Annotated in this window: 20 protein-coding genes; 7 read left to right on the forward strand and 13 right to left on the reverse strand. The window is 67.2% G+C overall.

Annotated elements, in window-relative coordinates; translation table 11 throughout:
* Positions 1-15 precede the first annotated feature (15 nt).
* The 7 genes from Hhyl2_RS10415 to Hhyl2_RS10445 are packed head-to-tail and all read right to left on the reverse strand — an operon-like array spanning position 16 to position 8,454.
* Entirely contained in the window at positions 16-2,016 is a 2,001-nt protein-coding gene (locus Hhyl2_RS10415) for a beta-galactosidase (RefSeq protein ID WP_483550712.1), read from the reverse strand.
* Entirely contained in the window at positions 2,013-2,789 is a 777-nt protein-coding gene (locus tag Hhyl2_RS10420) for an SDR family NAD(P)-dependent oxidoreductase (protein ID WP_483550713.1), read from the reverse strand. Before Hhyl2_RS10420 ends, Hhyl2_RS10415 begins: the two co-directional genes overlap by 4 nt.
* Position 2,790: 1 nt before the next feature.
* Positions 2,791-3,939, reverse strand: a complete 1,149-nt coding sequence (dgoD, locus tag Hhyl2_RS10425) for a galactonate dehydratase (protein ID WP_483550714.1) — start codon at positions 3,937-3,939, stop codon at positions 2,791-2,793.
* Position 3,940: 1 nt separating this feature from the next.
* Positions 3,941-5,065 carry an ABC transporter ATP-binding protein gene (locus tag Hhyl2_RS10430; protein ID WP_483550715.1) on the reverse strand — a complete coding sequence of 375 codons (1,125 nt, stop codon included), beginning with the start codon at positions 5,063-5,065 and terminating at the stop codon, positions 3,941-3,943.
* Complete coding sequence (locus Hhyl2_RS10435) at positions 5,065-5,910, reverse strand: carbohydrate ABC transporter permease (protein WP_483550716.1); 846 nt, start codon at positions 5,908-5,910, stop codon at positions 5,065-5,067. Before Hhyl2_RS10435 ends, Hhyl2_RS10430 begins: the two co-directional genes overlap by 1 nt.
* A complete protein-coding gene (locus tag Hhyl2_RS10440; RefSeq protein ID WP_483550717.1) occupies positions 5,903-7,027 on the reverse strand; it encodes a carbohydrate ABC transporter permease in 1,125 nt (374 codons plus the stop codon). The genes Hhyl2_RS10435 and Hhyl2_RS10440 overlap by 8 nt, the downstream gene beginning before the upstream one ends.
* Before the next feature lie 20 nt (positions 7,028-7,047).
* The gene (locus Hhyl2_RS10445; protein WP_483550718.1) at positions 7,048-8,454 is read right to left on the reverse strand and encodes an extracellular solute-binding protein; all 1,407 of its coding nucleotides are present in this window, start codon (positions 8,452-8,454) and stop codon (positions 7,048-7,050) included.
* 323 nt (positions 8,455-8,777) lie between these two features.
* Between Hhyl2_RS10445 and Hhyl2_RS10450 the strand changes: the two genes are divergently transcribed.
* From Hhyl2_RS10450 to Hhyl2_RS10465, 4 genes are all read left to right on the forward strand, one after another.
* Complete coding sequence (locus Hhyl2_RS10450) at positions 8,778-9,527, forward strand: IclR family transcriptional regulator (RefSeq protein WP_483550719.1); 750 nt, start codon at positions 8,778-8,780, stop codon at positions 9,525-9,527.
* Positions 9,528-9,808: 281 nt separating this feature from the next.
* Positions 9,809-11,944, forward strand: coding sequence for a glycoside hydrolase family 36 protein (locus Hhyl2_RS10455; protein ID WP_483550720.1), 2,136 nt, complete (start codon positions 9,809-9,811; stop codon positions 11,942-11,944).
* 72 nt (positions 11,945-12,016) lie between these two features.
* A complete protein-coding gene (locus Hhyl2_RS10460; RefSeq protein ID WP_483550721.1) occupies positions 12,017-13,522 on the forward strand; it encodes a sulfatase family protein in 1,506 nt (501 codons plus the stop codon).
* A 7-nt stretch (positions 13,523-13,529) separates the two neighbouring features.
* A complete protein-coding gene (locus Hhyl2_RS10465) occupies positions 13,530-14,558 on the forward strand; it encodes a lysylphosphatidylglycerol synthase transmembrane domain-containing protein (RefSeq protein WP_483550722.1) in 1,029 nt (342 codons plus the stop codon).
* On the opposite strand, the gene Hhyl2_RS10470 is transcribed toward Hhyl2_RS10465, so the two are convergent.
* Together Hhyl2_RS10470 and Hhyl2_RS10475 are read right to left on the reverse strand one after the other, a co-directional pair.
* A complete protein-coding gene (locus tag Hhyl2_RS10470) occupies positions 14,555-16,033 on the reverse strand; it encodes a fluoroquinolone export ABC transporter permease subunit (RefSeq protein ID WP_483550723.1) in 1,479 nt (492 codons plus the stop codon). The two genes, Hhyl2_RS10465 and Hhyl2_RS10470, sit on opposite strands and share 4 nt — an antisense overlap.
* Positions 16,030-16,941 (reverse strand): ABC transporter ATP-binding protein, encoded by a 912-nt coding sequence (locus tag Hhyl2_RS10475; protein WP_483550724.1) that lies wholly within the window; start codon positions 16,939-16,941, stop codon positions 16,030-16,032. Before Hhyl2_RS10475 ends, Hhyl2_RS10470 begins: the two co-directional genes overlap by 4 nt.
* 111 nt (positions 16,942-17,052) lie before the next feature.
* On the opposite strand from Hhyl2_RS10475, the gene Hhyl2_RS10480 reads away from it, so the two are divergent.
* A complete protein-coding gene (locus Hhyl2_RS10480) occupies positions 17,053-17,652 on the forward strand; it encodes a TetR/AcrR family transcriptional regulator (RefSeq protein WP_483550725.1) in 600 nt (199 codons plus the stop codon).
* Here the strand turns inward: Hhyl2_RS10480 and Hhyl2_RS10485 are convergent.
* Positions 17,649-18,536 carry a ketopantoate reductase family protein gene (locus tag Hhyl2_RS10485; RefSeq protein WP_483550726.1) on the reverse strand — a complete coding sequence of 296 codons (888 nt, stop codon included), beginning with the start codon at positions 18,534-18,536 and terminating at the stop codon, positions 17,649-17,651. The two genes, Hhyl2_RS10480 and Hhyl2_RS10485, sit on opposite strands and share 4 nt — an antisense overlap.
* A gap of 86 nt (positions 18,537-18,622) precedes the next feature.
* Between Hhyl2_RS10485 and Hhyl2_RS10490 the strand changes: the two genes are divergently transcribed.
* Together Hhyl2_RS10490 and Hhyl2_RS10495 are read left to right on the forward strand one after the other, a co-directional pair.
* A complete protein-coding gene (locus Hhyl2_RS10490) occupies positions 18,623-19,204 on the forward strand; it encodes a hypothetical protein (RefSeq protein ID WP_483550727.1) in 582 nt (193 codons plus the stop codon).
* Between the two features lie 53 nt (positions 19,205-19,257).
* Entirely contained in the window at positions 19,258-20,337 is a 1,080-nt protein-coding gene (locus tag Hhyl2_RS10495; RefSeq protein WP_483550728.1) for a DUF2891 domain-containing protein, read from the forward strand.
* Between the two features lie 3 nt (positions 20,338-20,340).
* On the opposite strand, the gene Hhyl2_RS10500 is transcribed toward Hhyl2_RS10495, so the two are convergent.
* From Hhyl2_RS10500 to metX, 3 genes are all read right to left on the reverse strand, one after another.
* Positions 20,341-20,643: a DUF7130 family rubredoxin-like protein gene (locus Hhyl2_RS10500; RefSeq protein ID WP_483550729.1), complete on the reverse strand. Its 303-nt coding sequence runs from the start codon at positions 20,641-20,643 to the stop codon at positions 20,341-20,343.
* A gap of 78 nt (positions 20,644-20,721) precedes the next feature.
* Positions 20,722-21,612, reverse strand: a complete 891-nt coding sequence (locus tag Hhyl2_RS10505; protein WP_483550730.1) for an EamA family transporter — start codon at positions 21,610-21,612, stop codon at positions 20,722-20,724.
* Positions 21,613-21,669: 57 nt separating this feature from the next.
* Positions 21,670-22,872 (reverse strand): homoserine O-acetyltransferase MetX, encoded by a 1,203-nt coding sequence (metX, locus tag Hhyl2_RS10510; RefSeq protein WP_483550731.1) that lies wholly within the window; start codon positions 22,870-22,872, stop codon positions 21,670-21,672.
* Position 22,873: the final 1 nt, after the last annotated feature.

Here is a 22,873-nt window from a genome sequence, read left to right on the forward strand (position 1 = left end):
CCGAGAGTCGACCGCCTACCCCTCGTCGACCGAGAGGGCGGCGGCCCCGCCCTCGTAGACACTGGCACCGAAAGCGTCGACGGTGTCGTCGCCGACGATCCAGCGGGCGTCCTCGGGCGGTGTCACAGAGACAGCGTCGCTCGTGAAGTTCGTCACCCAGGTGTAGCCGTCCCGCTGGGCGGCCCGGACGCCCGTAGGCAGGCGCTCGGAGTGGGGCAGGTCGGCCCGCTCCAGCAGGTCCGAGACCACCGCGTCCGCGAGGTCGGCCTGGGGCCAGACCCCGCAATAGGCGACGTGGCCGTCCCCGACCGCGTGTTCAGTGATGGCCGCGCGGCCGTCACCGACGCCGCCGACGTGCGAGCCGACGGTGGTCGCGTCGTCGGCGTCGAGCCACTCGGCGAACGTGCGGTAGCCGTAGGGTTCGCCGTCGTAGGTGACCCGGCGGTCTATCTGTTCGGGGACAGACTCGTGCTGGTCGACGGTGGCGCCGACGATGTCGGAAAGCGGGCCGGGCGCCGGCGCGTCGGGGAGCTTGTTGTACTGATCCTTGGCGCCCGAGCGGACCGTCAACAGGAGTTCCGTCCCGTCTTCGACCTCGGCTTCGAGTTTGGACGCGAGGGCCTCGTCGACGAGGTGGAGCGCGGGCGCGACGACGGCGTCGTAGCCCGAGAGGTCCCAGTCGGGATGGACCACGTCGGCCTGGACTGAGCGAGCCCGGAGCGCGGTGTAGTACCGGCGCATGTGGGTCCAGTACTCCCAGTCGGGGGCGTGCGGTTGGATGCTCGTCGCCCAGAGGTTGTCGTAGTCGTGGAGGACGGCGACGTCGGCATCGACCGGGTCCAGATCCAGGTCGGCCAACTCCGTGGCCGCCTGGTCGGCGTCGTGGTAGGCCCGGTCGGGCGAGCCGTCCTGCTTGCGGAGGCCGGCGTGGTACTGCTCCTGTCCCTCGCGACAGCGGCGCCACCGGAAGTACAGCACGGCGTCGGCGCCGTGGGCGACGGCGTGGTGGGCCCACAGTCGCATCGCGCCCTCGCCGGGCTGGGGGGCGTACGGTGGCCAGTTGACGTCGCCGGGTTGCTGTTCCATCACCCAGAACGGCTGCTGTTTGGCGCCCCGGTAGAGGTCGTGGTTCATGCCGACCTGGTCGGGGTCGCCGGCCCGCAGTTCGTCGGCGCTGGCGGCGCCAGGCCGGCGGTCCTGGGCGAACCCGGTGGGATAGGAGTCCCACGTGATCAGGTCCAGATCGTCGGCGAAGCCGTAGACGTCACAGGAGTCGAAATCGCCCATGAAATTGTGGGCGACGAACCAGTCGTCGTTGGCCCCGCGCAGCAGGTCCGCGTGGATGACGTTGTAGGCGACGGCGCTCTCGGCGCTGAACCGGTAGTAGTCCAGCAGCCGCGAGGGGTGGTGTTCGGCGACCGTGTGTCGCGGCGGGTCGACCTCCTCGAAGGAGCGTAGCGTCTGGCTCCAGAAACTGGTCCCCCAGGCCTCGTTGAGCGAGTCGACGTCGCCGTATTTCTCGCGGAGCCACTCGCGGAACGCGGTCGCACAGTCGTCACAGTAACACCGGATCGTCTCGTGACAGCCGTACTCGTTGTCGGTCTGCCAGCCGGCGACGTGGGGGTTGTCCGCGAAGTGGTCGGCCATCGCCGAGACGATGCGCCGGGTCTCCTCGTGGTAGACCGGTGAGTTGAAACAGTAGTGCCGGCGGCTGCCGTAGTGGCGGGGGGTGCCGTCGGGCTCCTCCTGGAGGATCGAGGGGCGCTGGTCGACGAGCCACTTCGGCGGCGTCGCCGTCGGCGTACACAGCACCGCCTCCATGCCGTGCTCGCCGACGAGCGAGACGGCCTCGTCGAGCCACGAGAAGTCGAGTTCGCCGGGTTCGGGTTCGATCCGTGACCAGGAGAACTCGGCCATGCGGACGTACTCGATGCCCGCCTCGGCCATCTGCTGGACGTCCCGCTCCCAGCGCTCGCGGGGCCAGTGCTCGGGGAAGTAACAGACGCCGACGCTCATCGTTCCTCCCGGTAATCGGGCAGGAAGTCGTCCTGCAGGACAGCCGTGCGGCCGCCGTCGACGGTGATGGTGCTCCCGGTGACGAAGCCGGCGTCGTCGCTGGCGACGAACGCCACCGCGCCGGCGACGTCCTCGGGGGTCCCGAGTCGACCGGTGGGGTGGATGCCCTCCAGTTCCTTTCGTCGGTCCTCGTCCATGTCGCCGGTCGTGCGGGCGACCTCGACCCAGCCCGGCGCGACAGTGTTGACACGGACACGTGGGCCGAAGTCGATAGCCATCGCCCGCGTCATCCCGTTGATGCCGGCCTTGACGGCGTTGTACGGGAAGATACTCGGTGTCGTCGCCATCGAGTGGTTCGAGGACATGTTGACGATGGCGCCCTCGTCCATGTGGTCGTAGGCGTGTTTCGCGGCCAGCCAGAACGCCCGGAAGTCCGTCTCGACGACGAACGACCAGTCGTCGATGGTGGCCTCGTCGGCACCCGTGTAGGTCTCGACGCCGGCGTTGTTGACCAGGACATCGAGGCCGCCGAACTCCGCGACAGTCGCCTCCACGAGGGTCTCGATGTCGGCCGGTTCGCGCATGTCCGCCCGGACGAAGTGGGCGGTGCCGCCGGCCTCCCGGATCGACTCGACGGTCTCCTGGCCGTCGTCCTCGGAGCGCCCGGAGACGACGACGCTCGCGCCCTCGGCTGCGAGTCGTTCGGCCACGCCGGCACCGATACCGCGTGTCGATCCCGTGACGATGGCCACGTCGTTCTCGAAGCGGTTCATGTTACCACTCCGCGACGCTCCCGTCGTCGTGGCGCCAGACCGGGTTGTGCCAGTCGACCTCGCCGGCCTGCATCCGGACGTAGCTGTGGTCGATGTCGATGCCGAGCCCCGGCCCATCCGGCAGGTCCACGTAGCCGTCGTGGTACTGGAAGACCGAGGGGTCTTTCAGATAGTCCAGCACGTCGCTGGTCTCGTTGTAGTGGATGTCCAGGCTCTGTTCCTGAATGAGGGCGTTGGGTGAGCAGGCGTCGACCTGGAGACACGCCGCCAGCGCGATGGGGCCCAGCGGGCAGTGGGGGGCCATGGCCACGTCGTAGGCCTCGGCCATCGACGCGATCTTCTTGACCTCGGTGATGCCGCCGGCGTGCGAGAGGTCCGGCTGGATGATGTCGACACAGCCGCTCTCGAAGACCTCCTTGAAGTCCCACCGGGAGAACATCCGCTCGCCGGTCGCGATCGGATTGGTAGTGTGGCTCGCCAGTTGCGGGAGCGCGTCGTTGTGCTCGGGCAGGACCGGTTCCTCGATGAACATCGGGTCGTACGGCTCCAGTGCCTTGGCCAGTCGCTTGGCCATCGACTTCGAGACGCGGCCGTGGAAGTCGACACCGATGTCGATCTCGTCGCCGACCGCCTCGCGTACTGCGGCAAGTCGGTCCTCGGCGGCCTGGACGGCCGAAGGTGAATCGACACGGCGTAGTTCCGCCGTGGCGTTCATCTTCAGGGCGGTAAAGCCCTCCTCGACCTTCTCGCGAGCAGCATCGGCGACGCCCTCCGGTCGGTCGCCACCGACCCACTGGTAGACCCGCATCCGATCGCGGGCCTTCCCGCCCAGCAGTTCGTACACCGGGATGTCGTGGTGTTTGCCCTTGATGTCCCACAACGCCTGGTCGATGCCGGCGATAGCGGACATGAGGACCGGGCCGCCGCGGTAGAAGCCGCCGCGGTACATCGTCTGCCAGTGGTCCTCGATGCGCATCGGGTCCTTGCCCAGCAGGTAGGTGTCGAGCAGTTCTTCGACGGCCGTCCGGACGGTGCGAGCGCGGCCCTCGACGACTGGTTCGCCCCAGCCGACGATGCCGTCGCTCGTCTCCAGTCGCAGGAACAGCCACCGTGGCGGCACTTCGTAGAGATCGTAGTCAGTGATAATCATATCATTCGGGTTGCGTGACGTAGTCCTCGATAGAGACGTCTGTCTCGTCGGTCATCGTCTTCAGCGAGTCGCCGGTCTCGGGGTCGAACAGGTACAGCGCGGTCTCCTCGAACCCGAACTCGACGGTCTCGTCGGGGCTGGGCCGGAGACTGGAGTCGATACGTGCAGTCAGATCGACCTCGCCCAGTTGCATGTAACAGAAGTTCTCGTTGCCCATCGGTTCGACGACGGTGACCGACGCGGCGATCCCGTCCTCGACGAGGGTCATGTCCTCGGGGCGGATCCCGACGCGGACACGGTCGTAGCCCTCGACCGGCGAGGGATCGTCGAGCTTGTAGCTGAATCCGCCCGGCCCTTTGAGCACGTCGCCCTCGACGGTCGCCGTCAGGAGGTTGATCGACGGCGAGCCGATGAAGTCAGCGACGAACTCGTTTGTCGGCGTCCGGTAGACGTCCTCGGCGGTGCCGACCTGCTGGAGTTCGCCGTCGTTCATGATGGCGATCCGGTCGCCCATCGCCATCGCCTCCGTCTGGTCGTGGGTGACGTAGACGGTGGTGACGTCGAGTTCGTGCTGGAGCTCCTGGAGTTCCGTCCGCATCTGAGCCCGGAGTTTCGCGTCCAGGTTCGACAGCGGCTCGTCCATCAGGAACACCTCGGGGTCCCGGACGATTGCCCGCCCCAGCGCGACGCGCTGTTGCTGGCCGCCCGAGAGCTCCTTCGGTTTCTTCCGGAGAAGTTCGCCGATACCGAGCATCTCCGCGACGTCGTCGACCCGGCGGTCGATCTCCTCCGAGGAGAGGTCCGTCGAGAGACGGAGCCCGAAGCCGATGTTTCGCCGCACGTTCATGTGCGGGTACAGTGCGTAGTTCTGGAACACCATCGCCACGTCGCGGTCACGGGCCCGGAGGTCCGTGACGTCCTCGTCGTCGAAGGTGATGGTGCCCGACGTTACCTCTTCGAGTCCGGCGACGCTGCGCAGCGTCGTCGTCTTGCCACACCCCGAAGGACCGACCAGGACGAGGAACTCCCCGTCCCGGATGGTCAGATCGAGGTCCTTGACGGCGACGATGGTGCGCCCGTCGTCACCGAACTCCTTGCGTACTGTGTCGAGCGTAATCTGTGCCATTACTCTTTCACCGAGCCTGCGAGGATCCCACTGACGAAGTGTCGCTGTAAGAACAGGAACACGATGAACAGCGGGATGATGCTGAGCGCTGCCGCGACCATGATCTGATCGTAGTAGACGCGCTGGGCGCCGACGAGTTCGTTGATCGCCACCGGGATGGTGTACTTGCCCTGTTCGAGCACGACTAGCGGGAACAGGAAGAGGTTCCACTGGAACAGGAACAGGATGATGGCGAGCGCCGCCATCGACGATTTCATGGTCGGGAGTGCGATGCGGTAGTAGAGCTGGAACTCGGTCGCGCCGTCGATGCGCGCCGACTCCAGCAGGGCGTCGGGGATCTGTTTCATGTTCTGGCGCATCAGGAAGATCCCCAGGGGATTCGCCGCCCACGGCAGGATGATGGCCCAGTAGGAGTTGGTCAGTCCCATCTGTGAGATCAGCAGGAACAGCGGGATGACCAGCAACTGGATGGGCAGGGTCAGCGTCGCCAGGATCGCGTAGAAGATCGGTTCCTTGAACCGGAACTCGTACTTCGCGAAGGCGAACCCGCCCATCGAACACAGCACGAGCGACAGCAGCGTGTAGACGACCGCGATGAACACCGAGTTCCAGATGCTCTGGATGAAGTCGACGCTCTCGCGGGCCTGTAACGCCTCCAGGTTCGCGAAGAAGTTCGACCCGGGGAACAGCTGGATGTCGGTCCCCGCCGAGAGGAACGCCTGTTCTGGCAGCGTCGACGCGACGATGATCCAGTAGATCGGGACGACCATCAACAGCGTGATCAGCAGGACGAAGGTGTAGCCGAGGAACCGCCAGATGGCCTCGTTGCGTGTCTGTTTACGCATCCGACTCACCTCCGACACGGAGCTGTGCGATCGAGAGCACGGCGACGATGCCGACGAGTACGACGGTCATCGCACTGGCGTAGCCGAGCTGGAACTGCTGGAACGCGATGTTGTAGATGTAGACCACCAGCGTCCGGGTCGCCGACAGCGACGCGCCACCCTCCGAGATGATCAGCGGCTCGGAGAACAGCCGGAAGGTCCCGATGGTCGAGGTGACGACCACGAACAGCAGGACCGGGCGTAGCTGCGGGAGCGTCACGTAGCGGAACTTCTCCCAGCGACTCGCGCCGTCGATCTCGGCGGCCTCGTAGAGCTGCTGGGGGACGCTCTGGAGCCCGGCCAGCAGGATGATCATGTTGTAGCCGGTCCAGCGCCAGGTGACGGCGCCGACCAGCGACATGCGCGGCCAGAACCCGCTACCCAGGATCGATTTGAGTGGTCCTGGCAACAGTTCGGTGCCGCCACTAAGCCAGGGTACCGTCGGCAGGCCGACCATCTGGAGTGCGGTGTTGACGAGCCCGTTGTCCTGCAACAACAGCAGGAACACGGTCGCGTACGCGACGAGGTTCGCGGCGACCGGCAGTGCGATGGTCGTCCGGAACAGCCCCTTGAACCGCATCCAGGAGGCGTTCAGCGCCAGCGCCAGCGCCAGCCCCAGCACGATCATCAGCGGGACCTGCACCAGCAGGATGAACGTCGTGTTGGCCAGCGCGTTCTGGAACAGCGTATCCCCGAGCAACCGCTGGTAGTTCTGGAGGCCGACGTACTCCAGTGAGGCGATCCGTGTCAGCTTGTACTGGATCGGCCCGATGTCGATCCACAGCAGCGTCGCGTTCCCGATCCCCTCGTAGGTGTGGAAGGAGAGATACAGCGTGTAGAGGATCGGGAACGCAAGGAACGAGCTGAAGAGGACGAAAAAGGGCGCCAGGAAGATGTACGGGACACTGATCGAGAACGGGACCTGGTCGGCGACCTCGCGTGTCGCGCGGATCTGGGCCTGCCGGGCCGGACGGACGGCGTCGATGAACGACCGCCACACCGGCGCGAGAGCCTCGCCAGTCCGCCTGCGGGCCGCAGTTAGCTTGTCTCTAACCACCTGTGAGGAACTGGTCGACATGAGAGGTATGGGAGAAGTCGTTACGCGAGGTCCCGACCCGTGCGGTCGGCGACCTGCTTTGCCGCCGTGTCGACGGCTTCCTTCGGCGAGACGTCACCGTCGATCATCTTCTTGAACTCGCTGTTGATCGCCTTGGTGATCTCGGGCGTGTCCGTGGTGTAGGTGTAGCTCGGGATGTTCGGCGCGGTCTCGGCGAACATACGGCCAGCAGCCTGGCCACCCAGGAACTCCGAGCCCTGGTCGAACTCGTCGGATTCGTAGGCGGGCTTGTGAGCCGGGAAGATGCCGTACTCCTTGTACATCTTGATCTGCATGTCCTTGTTCGCCAGTGCGAACTTCATGTAGTCCCAGGCGCGTCGGGCCTTGGCGTCACTGACCTGGTCGGCGATGACCAGGTTGGAGCCACCCCAGTTGGTGGCGCGGTTGCCGCCGCTCTCGTAGGCCGGCGGCTTGATGACCCGCCAGTCGCCGGAGGTGTCACCGAGTTCGGCCTTCAGCGTCCCCTCCATCCAGGCGCCGCCGTACAGCGCCGCGATGGTCCCCTCGCCGAAGCGGTTGAACCACTCGCTGGACCAGGATGCGACACTGGAGGTGACTCCGGCGTCGTGGGCGCGTTTCATCTGGCGGGCGACCCGCAGGGATTTCTGGGAGTGGATGTTCACGGCGCCGCTGTCCGTGAACGGCAGGCCGCCGAGCTGGCGGAACATCATCCGCCAGACGCCGTCGTAGTCGTTCGGCGGGAGGTTCATCAGCGCGACGTCGTCGGGGAGTTTCTCCCCTTCGGCGATGAACTCGTCCCAGGTCTCGACGCTCTCTAAGTCGAGGCCGTTATCGTCGGCGACGTCTTTCCGGTAGAACGCCCCGACAGGGCCGATGTCCCACGGCAGGGCGTATGTGGCGCCGTCCTTGGTGAGCGGCCCCCACTTCCCGGAGACGAACTCGCTCTCGATGCCGGCGTCCTCGATCCAGCCGCTGATGTCGCGCAGGCCACCGGTGTCTACCCAGGCGGCCGCGTCGACGCTCTCCATCGTCGCGATGGCCGGCGCGCCCGACCCCGAGAGGATGCGCGATTTGAACTTGTCTTTCATGTTCGAGCGGCCGAACTGCTCGACGGTGACGTCGCCGCCGTGCTCGCTCTCGTAGGGTTCGTCCACGAGATCGAGGGACTTCGCCGCGACGTCCCAGCTCCAGGCCGTCACCGAGGAGGCCATCTGCGAGCCCGAGCCACCGTCGGTGTCTGTCGAGCCGCCATCGCTACCGCCGTCACTGCCACCATCACTGCCCCCGTCCCCGGAGCCGCCACCACCGGAACCGCCACTATCGGTGGCCGGCTGACTGCCGGTACCACAGCCGGCCAGGCCCGCAAGGCCCGCCGCGCTCAGTTGCAGGATTCGACGTCGGTCGAGTCGTCGGTTTGAATCAGTCATCGTCTCTACCCCATACACATGATAGTCCATTATTTAACGGTTTTGCCAATTGTCGGTTGAGCCGATAGTACCGCCCACGTCTTGCGTTTTTCCGAAATAGAAGGGTCAAATTTTCGCCGACGTATAAAATTTATTATTGTTTTGGGAGTTCACTATCAGTGAACAGTTCGAACCTCCTCTTCGGACCCGAGAGAAGAGATACGGACAGAGCAGCGCTGTGCCGGCAGATATCGCCATCTTCATCGATGAACACGGTCGGTTCGTCACCGGATTTCGTTCACTCCTGGCGAACAATATATACATATCGCCGTCTATAGCCGACTATGGACGATTCGTATCCAGTACAGGCGACCGCGACGACGATGCGGGTCGTCGAGGCGGTACTGGCCAGGGGTGAGGCGGGTGTAACAGAACTCGCGACGGAACTGGACCTCTCGAAAGGTGCCGTCCACAACCACCTCCAGACGCTCCAGCAACTGGGGTTCGTGGTCCGGGAGGGACGACAGTACCGGGTCGGTGCCCGGTTCCTGGACCTGGGGTCGCGTGCGCGCGAGACCATGCCTATCTACCAGGCCGCACGGACCGAGGTCGCCCGACTGGCACGCTCCAGCGGGGAGGTGGCCGCGCTGGTCGTCGAGGAACACGGGACAGCGACCTACATCCTCGTGATGGGCGACGAAGACGGGGAGACCGCCGTACGGGAAGGTCGCCGACGGCCACTACACGCCGACGCGGCGGGCCGTGCGATACTGGCACACCGTCCGGAAGACGAGGTCCGCGACCTCGTCGACGAGAGCGGCCACAGGGCCGGTTCGTGCCACGACACGGTCGATGAGTCGGCGCTGCTCGACGACCTCCGGACGGTCCGCGAGCAGAGCGTCGCCTTCGACCGTGAGGAACAGACCGAGGGGATCAGGAGCGTCGCCGCCCCGCTGACGACCGACGAGGGCCGGTCGATCGGGGCGGTGTGTGTCGCCGGCCCTGCCAACCGGATGAGCGGTAAGCGACTCGAGGAGGACGTCACCGGGCTAGTTGTCAGCAGCGCGAATAGTATCTCTGTCGACCTGTTCTAAATTGAGATAGTGTAGATTATTGCCGGTTAGTAACAGCTCGAAATTCGACCGTTCATCGATGGTGAATAAGCCACTCAAAACGATCTTCAGTTCTCTTATAGCTTTTCTATCTCATTACCAGTCTGTGTAACTGAGTTCTCTTCGATTTTGTATTCACCATCGGTGAACTAGCTCCCCGAAAAATTGCCTCTATTCTGATGTCAGATATCGTATTATACTGTGGCCGGGGCGAGTCGGCCCACTCCAAACAGCTATGTGGGGTCGGCCCGGCCTGCTGTCGTATGGTCCTGGTCGACGCTGGCAGTACGGCCGTCCGGTTCGCGCCTGCACAGGCACGGGTGACGGTACTGCACGACGGAGAAGCGTTCGCAAGCGGGCACGTCGTCACCGAACTGGGCGACGAGCGCGTGCCGGAGACGACACGCTATCGCGTGACGGAGGACGGCGACACCACGCGAATCCGCTACGACGACGACACCGAGACGACGGTGACGCTGACGGCGTCCGACGGCGGGGTACACCTGCGTGTCGGCGTCGGCAACGGTACCGACGAGGCCGCGCGGGTCGGTCGCCTCTCGCCGCTGGCCGCCGACGACCTGGCGTTCGGCCCGGAGACGCGGGTGTACCGGCACGGCTACCAGTCCTGGACGCCGACCGCCGCGCTCCCAGTCGGTGAGACCTTTCCGCCGGTCGAACCCGTCGACGTCCCGATGATGACCGACGTACCGGCACCGTCGACGACGAGTCACTGCCAGATCGGTCTGGCCGACGGGGCGCGAACGCTGACGGCCGGCTTCCTCGACCACTCGGCGTTCGTCACGCGGTTCGACTACGAACACGGCGACGGCGTCGAGTCGCTGACTGCGCTCTGTCCGGGCGACGGTGTCACGCTCGCACCCGGCGAGCGTATCGAGAGCGCGCCGCTCCGGGTCGACGTCGGCCGACCGGTCGACGACGCGCTGGCGACCATCGCGGCGAAGTCGGGCGAGCGCATGGACGCCCGCGTCGGCAAATGGGTCCCGACCGGCTGGTGCTCGTGGTACCACTACTTCACCGACGTCACCGCCGACGACATCCGTGAGAACCGGGACGATCTGGACGAGTGGGGATTGCCGGTCGACCTGGTCCAGCTGGACGACGGCTACCAGACGGCTTTCGGCGACTGGCGGACGCTGGCCGACGGGTTCGCGGACATGTCGTCGCTGGTCGCGGACGTCCGTGCGGGCGGACACACGCCAGGGCTGTGGCTCGCACCCTTCTTCGTCCAGGAGGACGCCGCCATCGTCGACGCCCACCCCGAGTGGTTCGTCACCGACGCCGACGGCGAGTTCGTCCCGGCTGGCCAGCGCCACGGCGAGATGTACGGGCTGGATCTGACCCATCCCGGCGTCCAGTCCTGGCTTCGGGAGACGTTCCAGACCATCGTCGAGGAGTGGGGCTTCGAGTACCTCAAACTCGATTTCCTCTACGCGGGGGCGCTGCCCGGCGACCGGTTCGCCGACGTCACGCGAGCGGAAGCGTACCGCCAGGGACTGGCGACCATCCGCGAAGCCGTCGGCGAGGAGACGTTCGTCCTGGGCTGTGGCGCCCCACAGGGCCAGAGCGTCGGCCTGGTCGACGCGATGCGGGTCGGCCCCGACACCGCCGAGTACTGGGTCCGGGAGGGCGAGTCGGCGAGCGAGCCGGCCCACGAGAACGCCATCCGGAACGTCCTCAACCGGGACTATCTCCACCGCCGTTGGTGGGTCAACGACCCGGACTGCCAACTCGTCCGGGAGACGACCGAACTCTCGATGGCCGAACGGGAGACCTTCGCCGCGCTCGTCGCGCTGACCGGCGGCTCGAACGTCTTCAGCGACAAGATCGCCGAGATCGGTGCCGCGGGCCGGGAGCTACTGGAGCGGTCACTCCCGCCCGTCGAGGACGGGACGGTCGCCGGCGTCGGGGAGACGGAGTTCCCGGACCGCGTGACCTGCGAGCGGCCGGCGGATGGCGGCCGAGCGGTCGCCCTGTTCAACTGGGCCGACGAACCCGAGTCCCTGTCACTGTCGCTCGGCGCCGACGAGCGCGGCTGGGACGCCTTCGAGGGCGATCCGATCGCCGCAGGGGAGACCGTCGAGCGGACGGTGCCGGCCCACGGCTGTCTGCTCGTCCACGTCGCGCCCGCGGCCGACCGACCACACTTGCTCGGGACCGACCACCTCGCCGGCCTGGGCTCGCGTGTCGATCGACTGGCCTGGACCGCCGACGCCGACGGCGGGCGCCTGACCCTCTCACTGGACGTCGAGACTTCCCAGGAAGTCGTCGTCGCGGTCCCCGACGGCTGGGGACACCCCGACGCGGACAGCGGCGAGACGCTCACCACCACCGCCGGGCCAGGGACGACGACGCTCTCGTTCGAGCGAAAGTCCGAGTAACCCCACACGACCAGCGCGAACGTCGCAACCGAAATCACGGTCTTTTAACCACACGACGAAGTTGGTTCTTCCATGACCGACGTCGACGGGTCGAACGTGCTGTTCGTCGTCCTGGACACGGTCCGGAAGGACCGCCTGTCCGTCTACGACCCCGATATGGAGACCACGCCCCACCTCGCCGAGTTCGCCGAGGAGGCCGCGGTCTTCGACAACGCCGTCGCACCGGCACCGTGGACGCTGCCCGTCCACGCCTCGATGTTCACCGGCCTCTACCCCAGCGAGCACGAAGCCACCCAGGAGGATCCCTATCTGGCGGGTGCGGCGACGCTGGCCGAATCGCTCTCGGCGGCCGGCTACGACACCGCCTGTTACTCCTCGAACGCCTGGATCACGAGCTACACCAATCTGACGGCCGGCTTCGACGACCACGACAACTTCTTCCAGATCATGCCCAGCGAACTGCTCTCGGGCCCGCTTGCGAGCATCTGGAAGACGATGAACGACAACGACACGCTCCGGTCGGTCGCCGACCGGATGGTCCAGGTGGGCAACAAGATCCACGAACACCTCGCGGAGGGCGACGGCGGCGACACCAAGACCCCACAGGTCATCGATAAGACCATCGACTTCGTCGACGAGAGCGACCAGTTCTTCACGTTCATCAACCTGATGGACGCCCACCTGCCCTACCACCCGCCCGAGGAGTACGCCGAGCAGTTCGCGCCCGGCGTCGACTCCACCGAGGTCTGCCAGAACTCCAAGGAGTACAACTGCGGGGCCCGCGACATCGACGACGAGGAGTGGGACGCCATCAAGGGCCTGTACGACGCCGAACTCGCCCACATCGACGACCAGCTCGACCGCCTGTTCTCGCACCTCAAGGCGACCGGCCAGTGGGACGACACCATGGTCGTCGTCTGTGCCGACCACGGCGAACTCCACGGCGAACACGACCTCTACGGCCACGAGTTCGGCATCTACGACCCGCTCGTCAACGTCCCGCTCATGGTGAAACACCCCGATATCGAGCCGGAACGCGACGAGGAGACCACCGTCGAACTGATCGACCTCTATCACACCGTCCTGGACGCCGCAGGTGCGTCGGGCCGGGGCGAACCCCTCGACGATGCGCGTTCGCTCCTATCGGCGGACTACCGCGAGTTCGCCGACGACGTCGGCGGCACCGACCGCAGCGACGTCGGCTTCGTCGAGTACCACCAGCCCGTCGTCGAGTTGCGCCAGCTAGAGGGGAAAGCATCCAGCGCGGGCATCGAACTCGACGAGCAGTCCCGCTTCTACTCCCGGATGGGCGCCGCACGCACCCCCGAGGACAAGTTCATCCACTGTACGCGCATCCCCGACGAGGCCTACCACATCGACACCGACCCCGGCGAGACCGACAACGTCGCCGACGCCGACGACGCCGACATCGACGCGCTGCGGGACGCACTGTGGGCCTTCGTCGAGGAGGTCGGCGCCGACTGGCCCGACGAGGCCGACGGCGCCGACGGCGACGTCCTGGACGAGATGGACGACGACACCAAAGACCGACTGCAGGACCTGGGCTACATCGACTGACAGGACCGTGACCGTCGACGACGCCGCCCCCCTGGAGTTCGCAGACCGCCGGACCGTCGCTCAGATACTGCTGGGGTTCGGCGTCGCCGCCATCGTCCTCTATCTGCTGGTGGACTACGTCGGGACGGCCGCAGTCCGGACGCGACTGACCGGCTCCGAGTGGGGCTGGCTCGTCGCTGGCTGTCTCTCGACGGCGCTCTGTCTGATCGCCTGGGGGAAGGCCTGGCAGATCGTGCTGGCGGTGGCCGGCATCCGCGAGCGGTTCTCGCGGCTCGTGGTCACCTACTACGCGGCGACCTTCGCGAACTACGTCACGCCGCTGGGTCAGGCCGGCGGCGAACCGTTCATCGCCTACGTCCTCTCGCGGGACACCGAAGCCAGTTACCAGGACAGCCTCGCCAGCGTCGTCACGGCGGACCTGCTGAACCTCTTCCCGTTCGTCACCTTCGCCGGCGTCGGATTCGCCGCGTTGCTCTACCAGTCCTCGCTCCCCGAGGCCATCGAACCGCTCGCCGGCGGCCTCGTGGTCCTCTCGGTGGGCGTCCCCATCGTCGCCGCCATCGGCTGGCGCTTCCGGGCGCCGCTCAGGCGGGGCGTGCTCAGGCTCGCAGCGCCGGTCGCCAAGCGGACCCGGCTCGTGACCCTGGAGGGACTGCGCGAGCGACTCCACGAGACCGAGGTGGCGTTCCAGCGTATCGCCAGGGACCGCGGGGCGCTGGCGAAGGCGCTGACCTTCTCGTACGTCGGCTGGGTGTTCTTCGCGCTGCCGCTGTACGCCGCGGCGATGGCCGTCGGCGAGCCCATCCCGCTGTTGCTCGTCTTCTTCATCGTCCCCGCCTCGACGCTGGCCGGGCTGGTCCCCTCGCCGGGTGGCTCGGGAGCCGTCGAGGCGACGCTGGGGCTGCTCGTCTACACGCTGACACCAATCGACCCGGTCGGAGCGACCGCCATCGCCATCCTCTACCGGGTCGCGAGCTACGTCTTCGCACTCGTGGTCGGGGGCGCCGCGGCGTTGTACGTCATCAAGCGGAACTAGTCCGCCCTGGCGAGGAACCGGCGGGTGAGGAGCCACAGGACGGCACACTGGTAGCCGACGCCGACGATCAGCAGCGACCGGACACCCGTTCCGCCCTCGACGCCCCTGACGAGCGCAGCGATGGGCCAGTACGCCGGGAACACGCCAGCCAGCAGTCCCAGCGGGCCGGGAACGACGGCCACGGCCGCCGTCGGGACGATCACGGAGAGCCCGAAGAACTTGCTGACGGCGACGCCCTCGACGGAGTTGGCCGCGACTGTCCCCAGCACGAGTGCGGTCAGCGGACCGTAGAACGCGGCGACGGCCGCGACGGCGAGCAACGATCCCAGCGGCAGCGCGACGAGCCCCGAGAGCGGGACCATCACCAGCGCCGCCAGGAAACTCAGTCCCAGCGTGACGACGCCGCGATAGACCAGATAGCCACGCGCGGTCAACGGGGTGAGGCGGAGAGCGGTGAGCGTCCCCTGTTCGCGGTCCTCCAGGACGAAGAAGCCGACCGCGAAGCCGACGATAGCCGGCCCGAACAGGACGAACAGCGCCGTCAGCGCGGGGTAGTAGTCGCCGAGAGCGATCCACTCTCCGAGCGCGGCTGTCGCGTACGGGACGCCAAAGCGTGCAGTGACCCCCATCAGCACCGGCGCGAGCCCGATGTAGACCAACAGTGGGTCCCGCAACCAGTTCTTCAGGTCCGCGAGCGCCAGCGCCACCACGGGCCCGTGGTCGCCACCCACGGCTGCTCCCATCGGCGTCCCGGCAGTCCCCGCGGCCTCGACGCCGGCGACGACGTGGCGTTCGAAGGCCCGTCGGGCGGCGAGGAAGGCGACGGCGGTGGCGACCAACAGGTAGCCCACGGCGTAGGCGAGTTCCCACGGCGGCGTCCCGGCCGGGTCGACGGCCGCGCCGAGCAACACCAGGGCTGGCTGGGCCGGCAGCAGGTAGTACAGCGGCGTCTCGAAGATACCCACCAACCCGAAGACGGGGAGTCCGAGGACCGTCATGTAGACGAACGCGGTCATGAAGTACGCGTTGATGGAGTCGAACCGGGCGACGGCGACGAAGCCGACGAGGACGAACACCATGGAGGTCAGCGCCACCCCGACCAGCAGGGGGAGCCAGGCGACCGCCAGGCCGTAGCCCAGCAGCGTGATGACGACCGTCGCCAGCACCGCCAGCAGCGTCAGCGAGAGGGCCTTCGAGAGCAGGTACGCTTCCGTCGAGAGCGGCGAGGTGACCAGCGCGTCCAGCACCCGCTCGCGTTTCTCGAACAGCACCAGCGCGGCGACGAAGTAGAACCCGAGAAAACTCGGGTCGCCGAAGACCACGAGGACGAACGCGAGGTCGCGCGCCCCCGCCGGCGTCGTCCGGAGGAGGAGCGCGAACGCGACCGTCAGGACGGCGTAGACCGCGTAGAAGCCGTACCGGGACTGCAGACGGACGTCCCAGGGCAGCATCGCACCCAGCCCCCGGACGCTCACGCCAGTTCCCTCCCGGTGACTGCGATGAAGACGTCCTCCAGGGTGGCCTCGGCGGAGTGGATGCGTTCGACGCCACCGCCGCGGAGCAGTGCCTCGAACCCCTCGTCGTCGGCCAGCGTGGCCATGTCGAACTCGGTGGTCTCGACGCGGCCGTTCGCACGGTGGTCGACCCGAACGACTGGCTGGCCGTGCTGTTGTTTCAGGGTCGCCGGCGCGTCGACGACGGGGATGTGGCCGTCGACCATGAACGCGACCCGGTCACAGAGGTCGTCGGCGACGGTCATGTCGTGGGTCGTCAGGAAGACCGTGGTCCCGGCACGCTGGCGCTCGCGGACCACCTCTTTCACCCGGCGAGCGTTGCTGGGGTCCAGCCCCGTCGTCGGCTCGTCGAGCACGAGCAGTTGCGGGTCGTGGAGGAGCGCACGCGCGAGGTTGAGTCGCATCTGCATCCCCTTCGAGTAGGCGTCGACGCGCCGGTCGGCCGCGTCCGCCAGCCCGACCAGATCGAGCAGTTCCGCGGGGTCGCGTGGCTCGCCGTCGTACAGCGAGCCAAACAGCGCGAGGTTCTCCCGTCCGGTGAGTTTCTGGTAGTGGTTGGGAGATTCCGCGGAGATGCCGAGCCGTTCGTAGTAGTCGCCGCCCCAGTCGGCAACCTCGCGGCCGAACGCCTCGACGCGGCCGTCGTAGTCGTCGAGCAGGCCGGTCAGGACCTTCTGTGTCGTCGACTTGCCCGCACCGCTCGGGCCGAGAAACCCGAAGACCTCGCCGCGCTCGATCGAGAACGAGACGTCCCGGAGCGCGCGCTCGTCCTGGCCGGGATAGCTGTAATCGAGGCCCTCGACGACGACCACGTCGTCGGCCTGCGTGTCGTCGGTCGCCGTCTGGGAGACCGTATCCGAGGGTGGCATCGCTATCCTCTATCGAATCTGCGAACGTATGAATATTTTGTTTTTGTATTTTTGGTTCAGTTCGCGAATCAAGAATAGAGAATTCAAGTATTCTCGATTCCTGGTTCGAGTATGAAGGGGTTCAGCGACGAGGAACGCGACCGGATACGGACAGCGCTTCACGACGCGGGCCGGGACCTGTTCGCCAGGTACGGCCTCCAGAAGACGACTATCGCCGACCTCACCGAGCCGGTCGGTATCGGGACGAGCACGTTCTACCAGTTCTTCGACTCCAAGGAGGCACTGTACGTCTCGATCCTCGAATCCGAGGAGGCGGAGATCGCCGAGCGAGTGCTGGCGGCCTTCGAGGAGACCGAGGACCCGCGAGCGGCCATCGAGGGGTTCCTGCACGCCATCTTCGAGGAGATCGAGACCAACCCGCTGCTGCGAGCGGTGATGGTCGAGGACGAACTCGACAGACTGGACGCCCACTACAGCGAGGAAGAGCAGGCACAGAGCCGCCAGGACGAACTCGAATTCCTGTTGCCCCACGTCGAGCGCTGGCAGGAGCAGGGCCGCCTCCGGGAGACCGAGGCGGAGACGATCGCCGACGTCCTGCGAGCCGTCCCGTTGTTGACCCTCCATCAGGACGACATCGGGCCGAACTACGAAGCCGTCAGGGACCTGCTCATCGAGTCCGTCGCCGACGGCCTCGTCGTCGCGGAGGTCTAGCGAAGGTCGCTGCCTCGTTCCCAGGTCCGAACCAGGCGTGTCAGCGTCTCGTTGACCGGCACCGGGTCGTCTGCCCGCTCGACGACGACCCCGTTGATGGCGTCGACCTCGGTCCGCCGACCGGCCTCGACGTCCTGGAGCATCGACGAGCGGTTGGCAGCGGTATCGCGGATCACCTGCTCGGTCAGTGAGAGCGCACGATCCACCGGGAGGTCGACGCCCTGCTCGCGGGCGACACGCGCCGTCTCCCGTGTTGCGGCGGCGGCGAGTCCGTCGCCCGGCGGCCCCGCGAGCGCACCGTTCTCGACTCGGGCCAGCGCCGTCGTCGCGTTGATGGCGGCGTTGACCGCGAGTTTCTCCCAGAGCCGGATTGGCATGTCCGTGACGGCGGTCGCCGCGACTGCGGCCGCCTGGAAGGCCGTGGCCACGTCGTCGGCGACCTCGGAATGGGTTCCGTCGGGATCGCCCAGATGGATCTCGCCTCGGCCAGTGAACTCGACGGTCCCCGGTTCGGTCAGCCGTGCGCCGTACGTGCAGGTGCCCGCGAGTACCGGGAACTCGACCGCCTCCGCCAGCGTCGTCTCGTTGCCCAGCCCGTTCTGGACCGAGAGGCAGGCGTCGAACGCACAGTTCGAGAGTGCCGTAGCGACCTCGGCGGTGTCGTAGGCCTTGACCGCGACCAGCGCGAGGTCCCCGCCCGCCGGCAGGTCGGTTCTGGCGTCGGGCGCTACCTGGAACTGTTCGACCCCCTCGACACGGAGTCCGTCGCGAGCGACGGCACCGACGTGTGGGTCCCGCCCCACCAGCGTCACCTCGTGCTCGCGGGCGAGCAATCCTCCGAGCAGGCTCCCCAGGCTCCCGGCGCCGACGACGACCACGTCCATATCCGCCGAGTGGGCCGGTCGGGACAAAACAGGAGTGGGTCGTCCGAGACCGCCAGCCACTTCGCCGGCGGCGACGAACGCTGCATATGGACGAGGAGGGCGACGAGACGGACGCTGGACAGGGGGCAGACACCGACGACGCGGCGGTGCGTGCCGACCAGGTCGCCGACCGGCTCGTCGCGGCCTGGGATCGCACGGGTCGCGCTGCCGACGAACACCTGCACTGGCCCAGGGCCGCGGATCGCTACCGACTCGAACTGGACGACCCCGACGATCCCGCCGGCCTGGACGTGTTTGCGACGGTGCTGGACGTCACGCCGCGGACGTCCGAGCGGGTCGTCCTCGACATCGAACTGGGGCGGCGCGACACGCTCCCGCGCGACCAGCAGACGGCCCTGGAGGAACTGGCGGCAGATCCCGACGTGACTGCCGGAACCGACCGGACGAGCGGGTCGGCCCCGGCGACGATGGCGACGGTCGACGCGCTCGCGCGACTGCCCGGCGACGCGCTCACGCACGTGGTCGTCCTCGACACCGCGGGCCGTCCCATCGTCGAGCGGCGGACCCGGTCGACGCTCCGGTTCGCCCTATCGGACGACGCCTCCGAACGGGCGCGGGCACTGCTCGATGCGAACGTCGTCGAGCGGATCGAACGCGAGACGGGGTAGTGGGTCACACGCCGCCGTCCCATTGAAGTAGCACCCACCTGTTTCGGCGAGCGATGGACGCACTGGATTCGGTCGCTGCCGAGACACTGCGCTCGGGACGTGCCGACTGGTTCGAACCGGCCCTCCTGGAAGAGCTCGCGGCACATCCCCTGGACTGTCTCGACACCGAGTACCCCCACCACGCCCGAGCGATGGACGGCCCGGACGACTGTGAACCGCCCGCAGAGCGCCACCCCATCTTCTACGGCTGCTTCGACTGGCACTCGGCGGTCCACAGCCACTGGTGCCTGGTCAGGCAACTTCGGCTGTTTCCGGATCATCCCGAGGCGGCGGCCATCGTCGCGGGTATCGAGGATCGCCTCACCCCCCAGACCGTCGAGCAGGAGGTCGCGTACTTCGAGGCAAACGAGACCTTCGAGCGTCCGTATGGCTGGGGGTGGTACCTGCGGTTCGTCGCCGAACTGGCGCTGTGGGACGACCCGCGAGCCGCGGAGTGGCGCGCGACTCTGGAGCCCCTGACCGAGCGAATCGAGGACCTCGTCCGGACGGCGTTTCTCACCCAGGACCGCCCCTTCCGGGTCGGGACCCACCAGAACTCCGCGTTCGGACTGGCCTGTGTGCTCGACTACGCACGGGTGGTCGGCGCGGACGACCTCGAAGCAGAGACCGCCGCGACAGCACGGTCCTTTTTCCGCGACGACGAGGATTACCCCGCCGAGTACGAGCCGCTGGGCTGGGACTTCCTCTCACCGGGGCTGACCGAGGCCGATCTGATGCGACGGGTACTGACGCCCGACGCGTTCGAGGACTGGTTCGACGGCTTCCTCCCGGCTCTGACCGGGCCACCGGCCGACGCGATACTAGAGCCCCTGGAGCTGGAACGGGACCCCGAGGACGGGCTGGCGCTGCACTTCGTCGGCTTGCACCTCTCGAAGGCAGCGGCACTCGCCGGCCTGGCCGAGACGCTCTCCGACCACCGATACCACGACGCGCTGCGGGACAGCGCCACACGGCACGCACGGGCCGGCCTCGACCGGGCGTTCACCGACGACTACGCGGGCGCACACTGGCTCTCGTCGTTCGTGCTCTATCTACTGACCCGCAACGAGGGCGGTATCGCACCCGGGCAGTGAGGGTCAGTCCTCCTGCCAGTAGTAGATCTCCTCTTTGGGCGCCCCACAGGCGGGACAGGACTCCGGGAGGTGTTCGATCTTGCCCATCTCGCCACACTCCCAGCAGCGCCACATCAGTTCGGCCTCACCGGCCTTGCCGGTGGCGATGTGTTCACTGGAGAGGGCCTCGATACCCTCGTCCGCGGTGACGTAGAACCCGTGCTCGTCGAACCCGCGGATCGTCCCCAGCGGGGTGCCGTCCTCGTCGTAGACCGTCTGGCCGAAGGCGACGTTGTCCGCCTCGGCATGTGTTGACATATCTGACATGCAGACTAGATGACAGGCCGCGCGGATATAAAGACTGGTGGCAGCCCGACAGCGTCACCGTGACGCCCGAACGACGTCTCATCCGCCGACGACCAGCACGACCCCGGCGACGAGGACCACGACGGCCACGGCGAGGCGGGCCGTCACTCGTTCCTCGCGCCCCAGGAACAGCGCGGAGCCGGCGAGGACGAGCAGCGGACTCGCACCGAGGACCGGCGCGACCACCGAGACGGGCGCCCGTTCGAGTGCGATCAGGTAGGCGCCGAGATAGGTGGTGTTGGCAAGCGCCGTGATCAGCGTCCATCGGTCGGGTCGGACCGGCCAGGAGCGGCGTTTCCAGAATCGGCGCACGAGGAGGTAGAGCCCGAAGCCGGACGCCGCGGCGAGGACCCGCACGGTCACGCCCACGAGCGCCGGCGTCCCCTCGGCCAGTGCAGTCTTCGTGAACACCGGATCGAGTCCCAGCAGGAGTGCCGCCGCGAGCGGGAACCCCATGTCGACCCACGCGCGCCGGCCCGACGGCGTGACCGGACTGGCACGCGTGTCCCACGACACCGCCGCCGCGCCGACGACGAGGAGGACGACGCCGACCGCGAGCGTCGTCGTGAGCGGTTCGTCCAGCAGCAGGACCGCACTGGCGACGGCCACGAGGGGAAACGTCGACTTCAGCGGCTCGGCACGACTCGCTCCCAGTCGCTGGATGCCGACGAACAGCGCGACCCTGGCCAGCAGCGACCCGAGGAGCCCGCCGGCGGCGAACGCCAGCAACGCGCGGAGCGTGAGTCCGTACGGCGGGCCGTAGGCGACGAGCGTGGCCGGCAGCAAGACGAGGAGGTTGACGGCGAAGACACCCGCGACGAGGTCGGTCAGCGACTGCGTCCGCGTGCTCACCCGGACCGCGAGGCTCTGTGCTGCGAGCGCGACCGCGGCCAGCACGGCGAACCCGACGCCAAGTGTGCCCTCCACCATCGACTCTGCCCCGAGACAGGGGAGTCCGTCCCTTGAATCCCCGTGGTCGGCGAGCGCTTATCGCGAGAAGAGGCTGTTGTGGACCGGCGCGAAGTCGCTCTCCTCGGTTTCGACCTCGACGGTGTCCGAGACGGCGTTACCCGCGATACCGTCGTCGAGGAAATCACCGAGGACGGGCCCGACGTTGTCCGGTTCGACCAGGAACGCGTCGTGGCCGTAATCGGAGTCGACGACGTGGTGGGCGACGTCGGTCTCGGTCTCCCGCAGCGCGTCGGCCAGCGCCTCGGACTGTTTCGAGGTGAAATGCCAGTCCCCCGTAAAGGACATCACGAGCGCCTCGCCGTCGAAGGCCGCCAGCGCGTCGGCGTCCGATTCGAAGCCGCTGGCCAGATCGTAGTTGTCCATCGCTCGCGTGAGATAGAGGTAGCTGTTGGCGTCGAACCGGTCGACGAACTTCGAGGCGTTGTAGTCGAGGTAGGACTCGACGTCCCGGTACGGGAAGAACCGACCCGCCGGATCGACCGGGAAGGCCCGTTCGGCCTCGCGGGTGGCCGCACGGCGGCCGAACCGACGCTCCATGCTGGCCTTCGAGAAGTACATGACGTGGCCGATCTCGCGGGCCAGCGCCAGCCCCTCGTCGGGATGCTCGCCGTCGTAGTAGTGGCCGCCGTTCCAGTTCGGGTCGGTGGTGATCGCCCGCCGCGCGATGCCGTCCAGCGCGAGACACTGGGAGTCCAGCCGGCCGGCGGCGGCGATGGGGACGATCTTCTCGACGTGGTCGGGGTGGCGTTTCGCCCACTCCAGGACGTTCATGCCGCCGACGCTGCCGCCGACGACGGCATAGAGGTGTGGAACACCGAGTTCGTCCAGCAGCGCGCGCTGGGCCTCGGTCCAGTCGGCGACCGTGACCGGCGGGAACTCCGGGCCGTAGGGCTCGCCGGTCTCGGGGTTCGTCGTCGGCGGACCGCTGGAGCCATAACAGGAACCGGGGACGTTCGCACAGACAACGAAGTACTCGGTCGTGTCGATGGCCTTGCCCGGCCCGACGATGTCGTCCCACCAGGCGTAGGCCTGGTCGCTGTCCTCGAACCGGCCCTGGGAGGCGACGTGGGCGCTGCCGGTCAGGGCGTGACAGACCAGCACGGCGTTGTCACCCTCGAACTCGCCGTAGGTCTCGTAGGCGAGCTCCAGGTCCGGGATGGTCTCGCCGCACTGGAACTCGAAGGCCCCCAGCGAGACGGTCTCGTGGTCGACGCCCATC

The sequence above is a fragment of the Haloarcula sp. H-hyl2 genome (assembly GCF_056934385.1).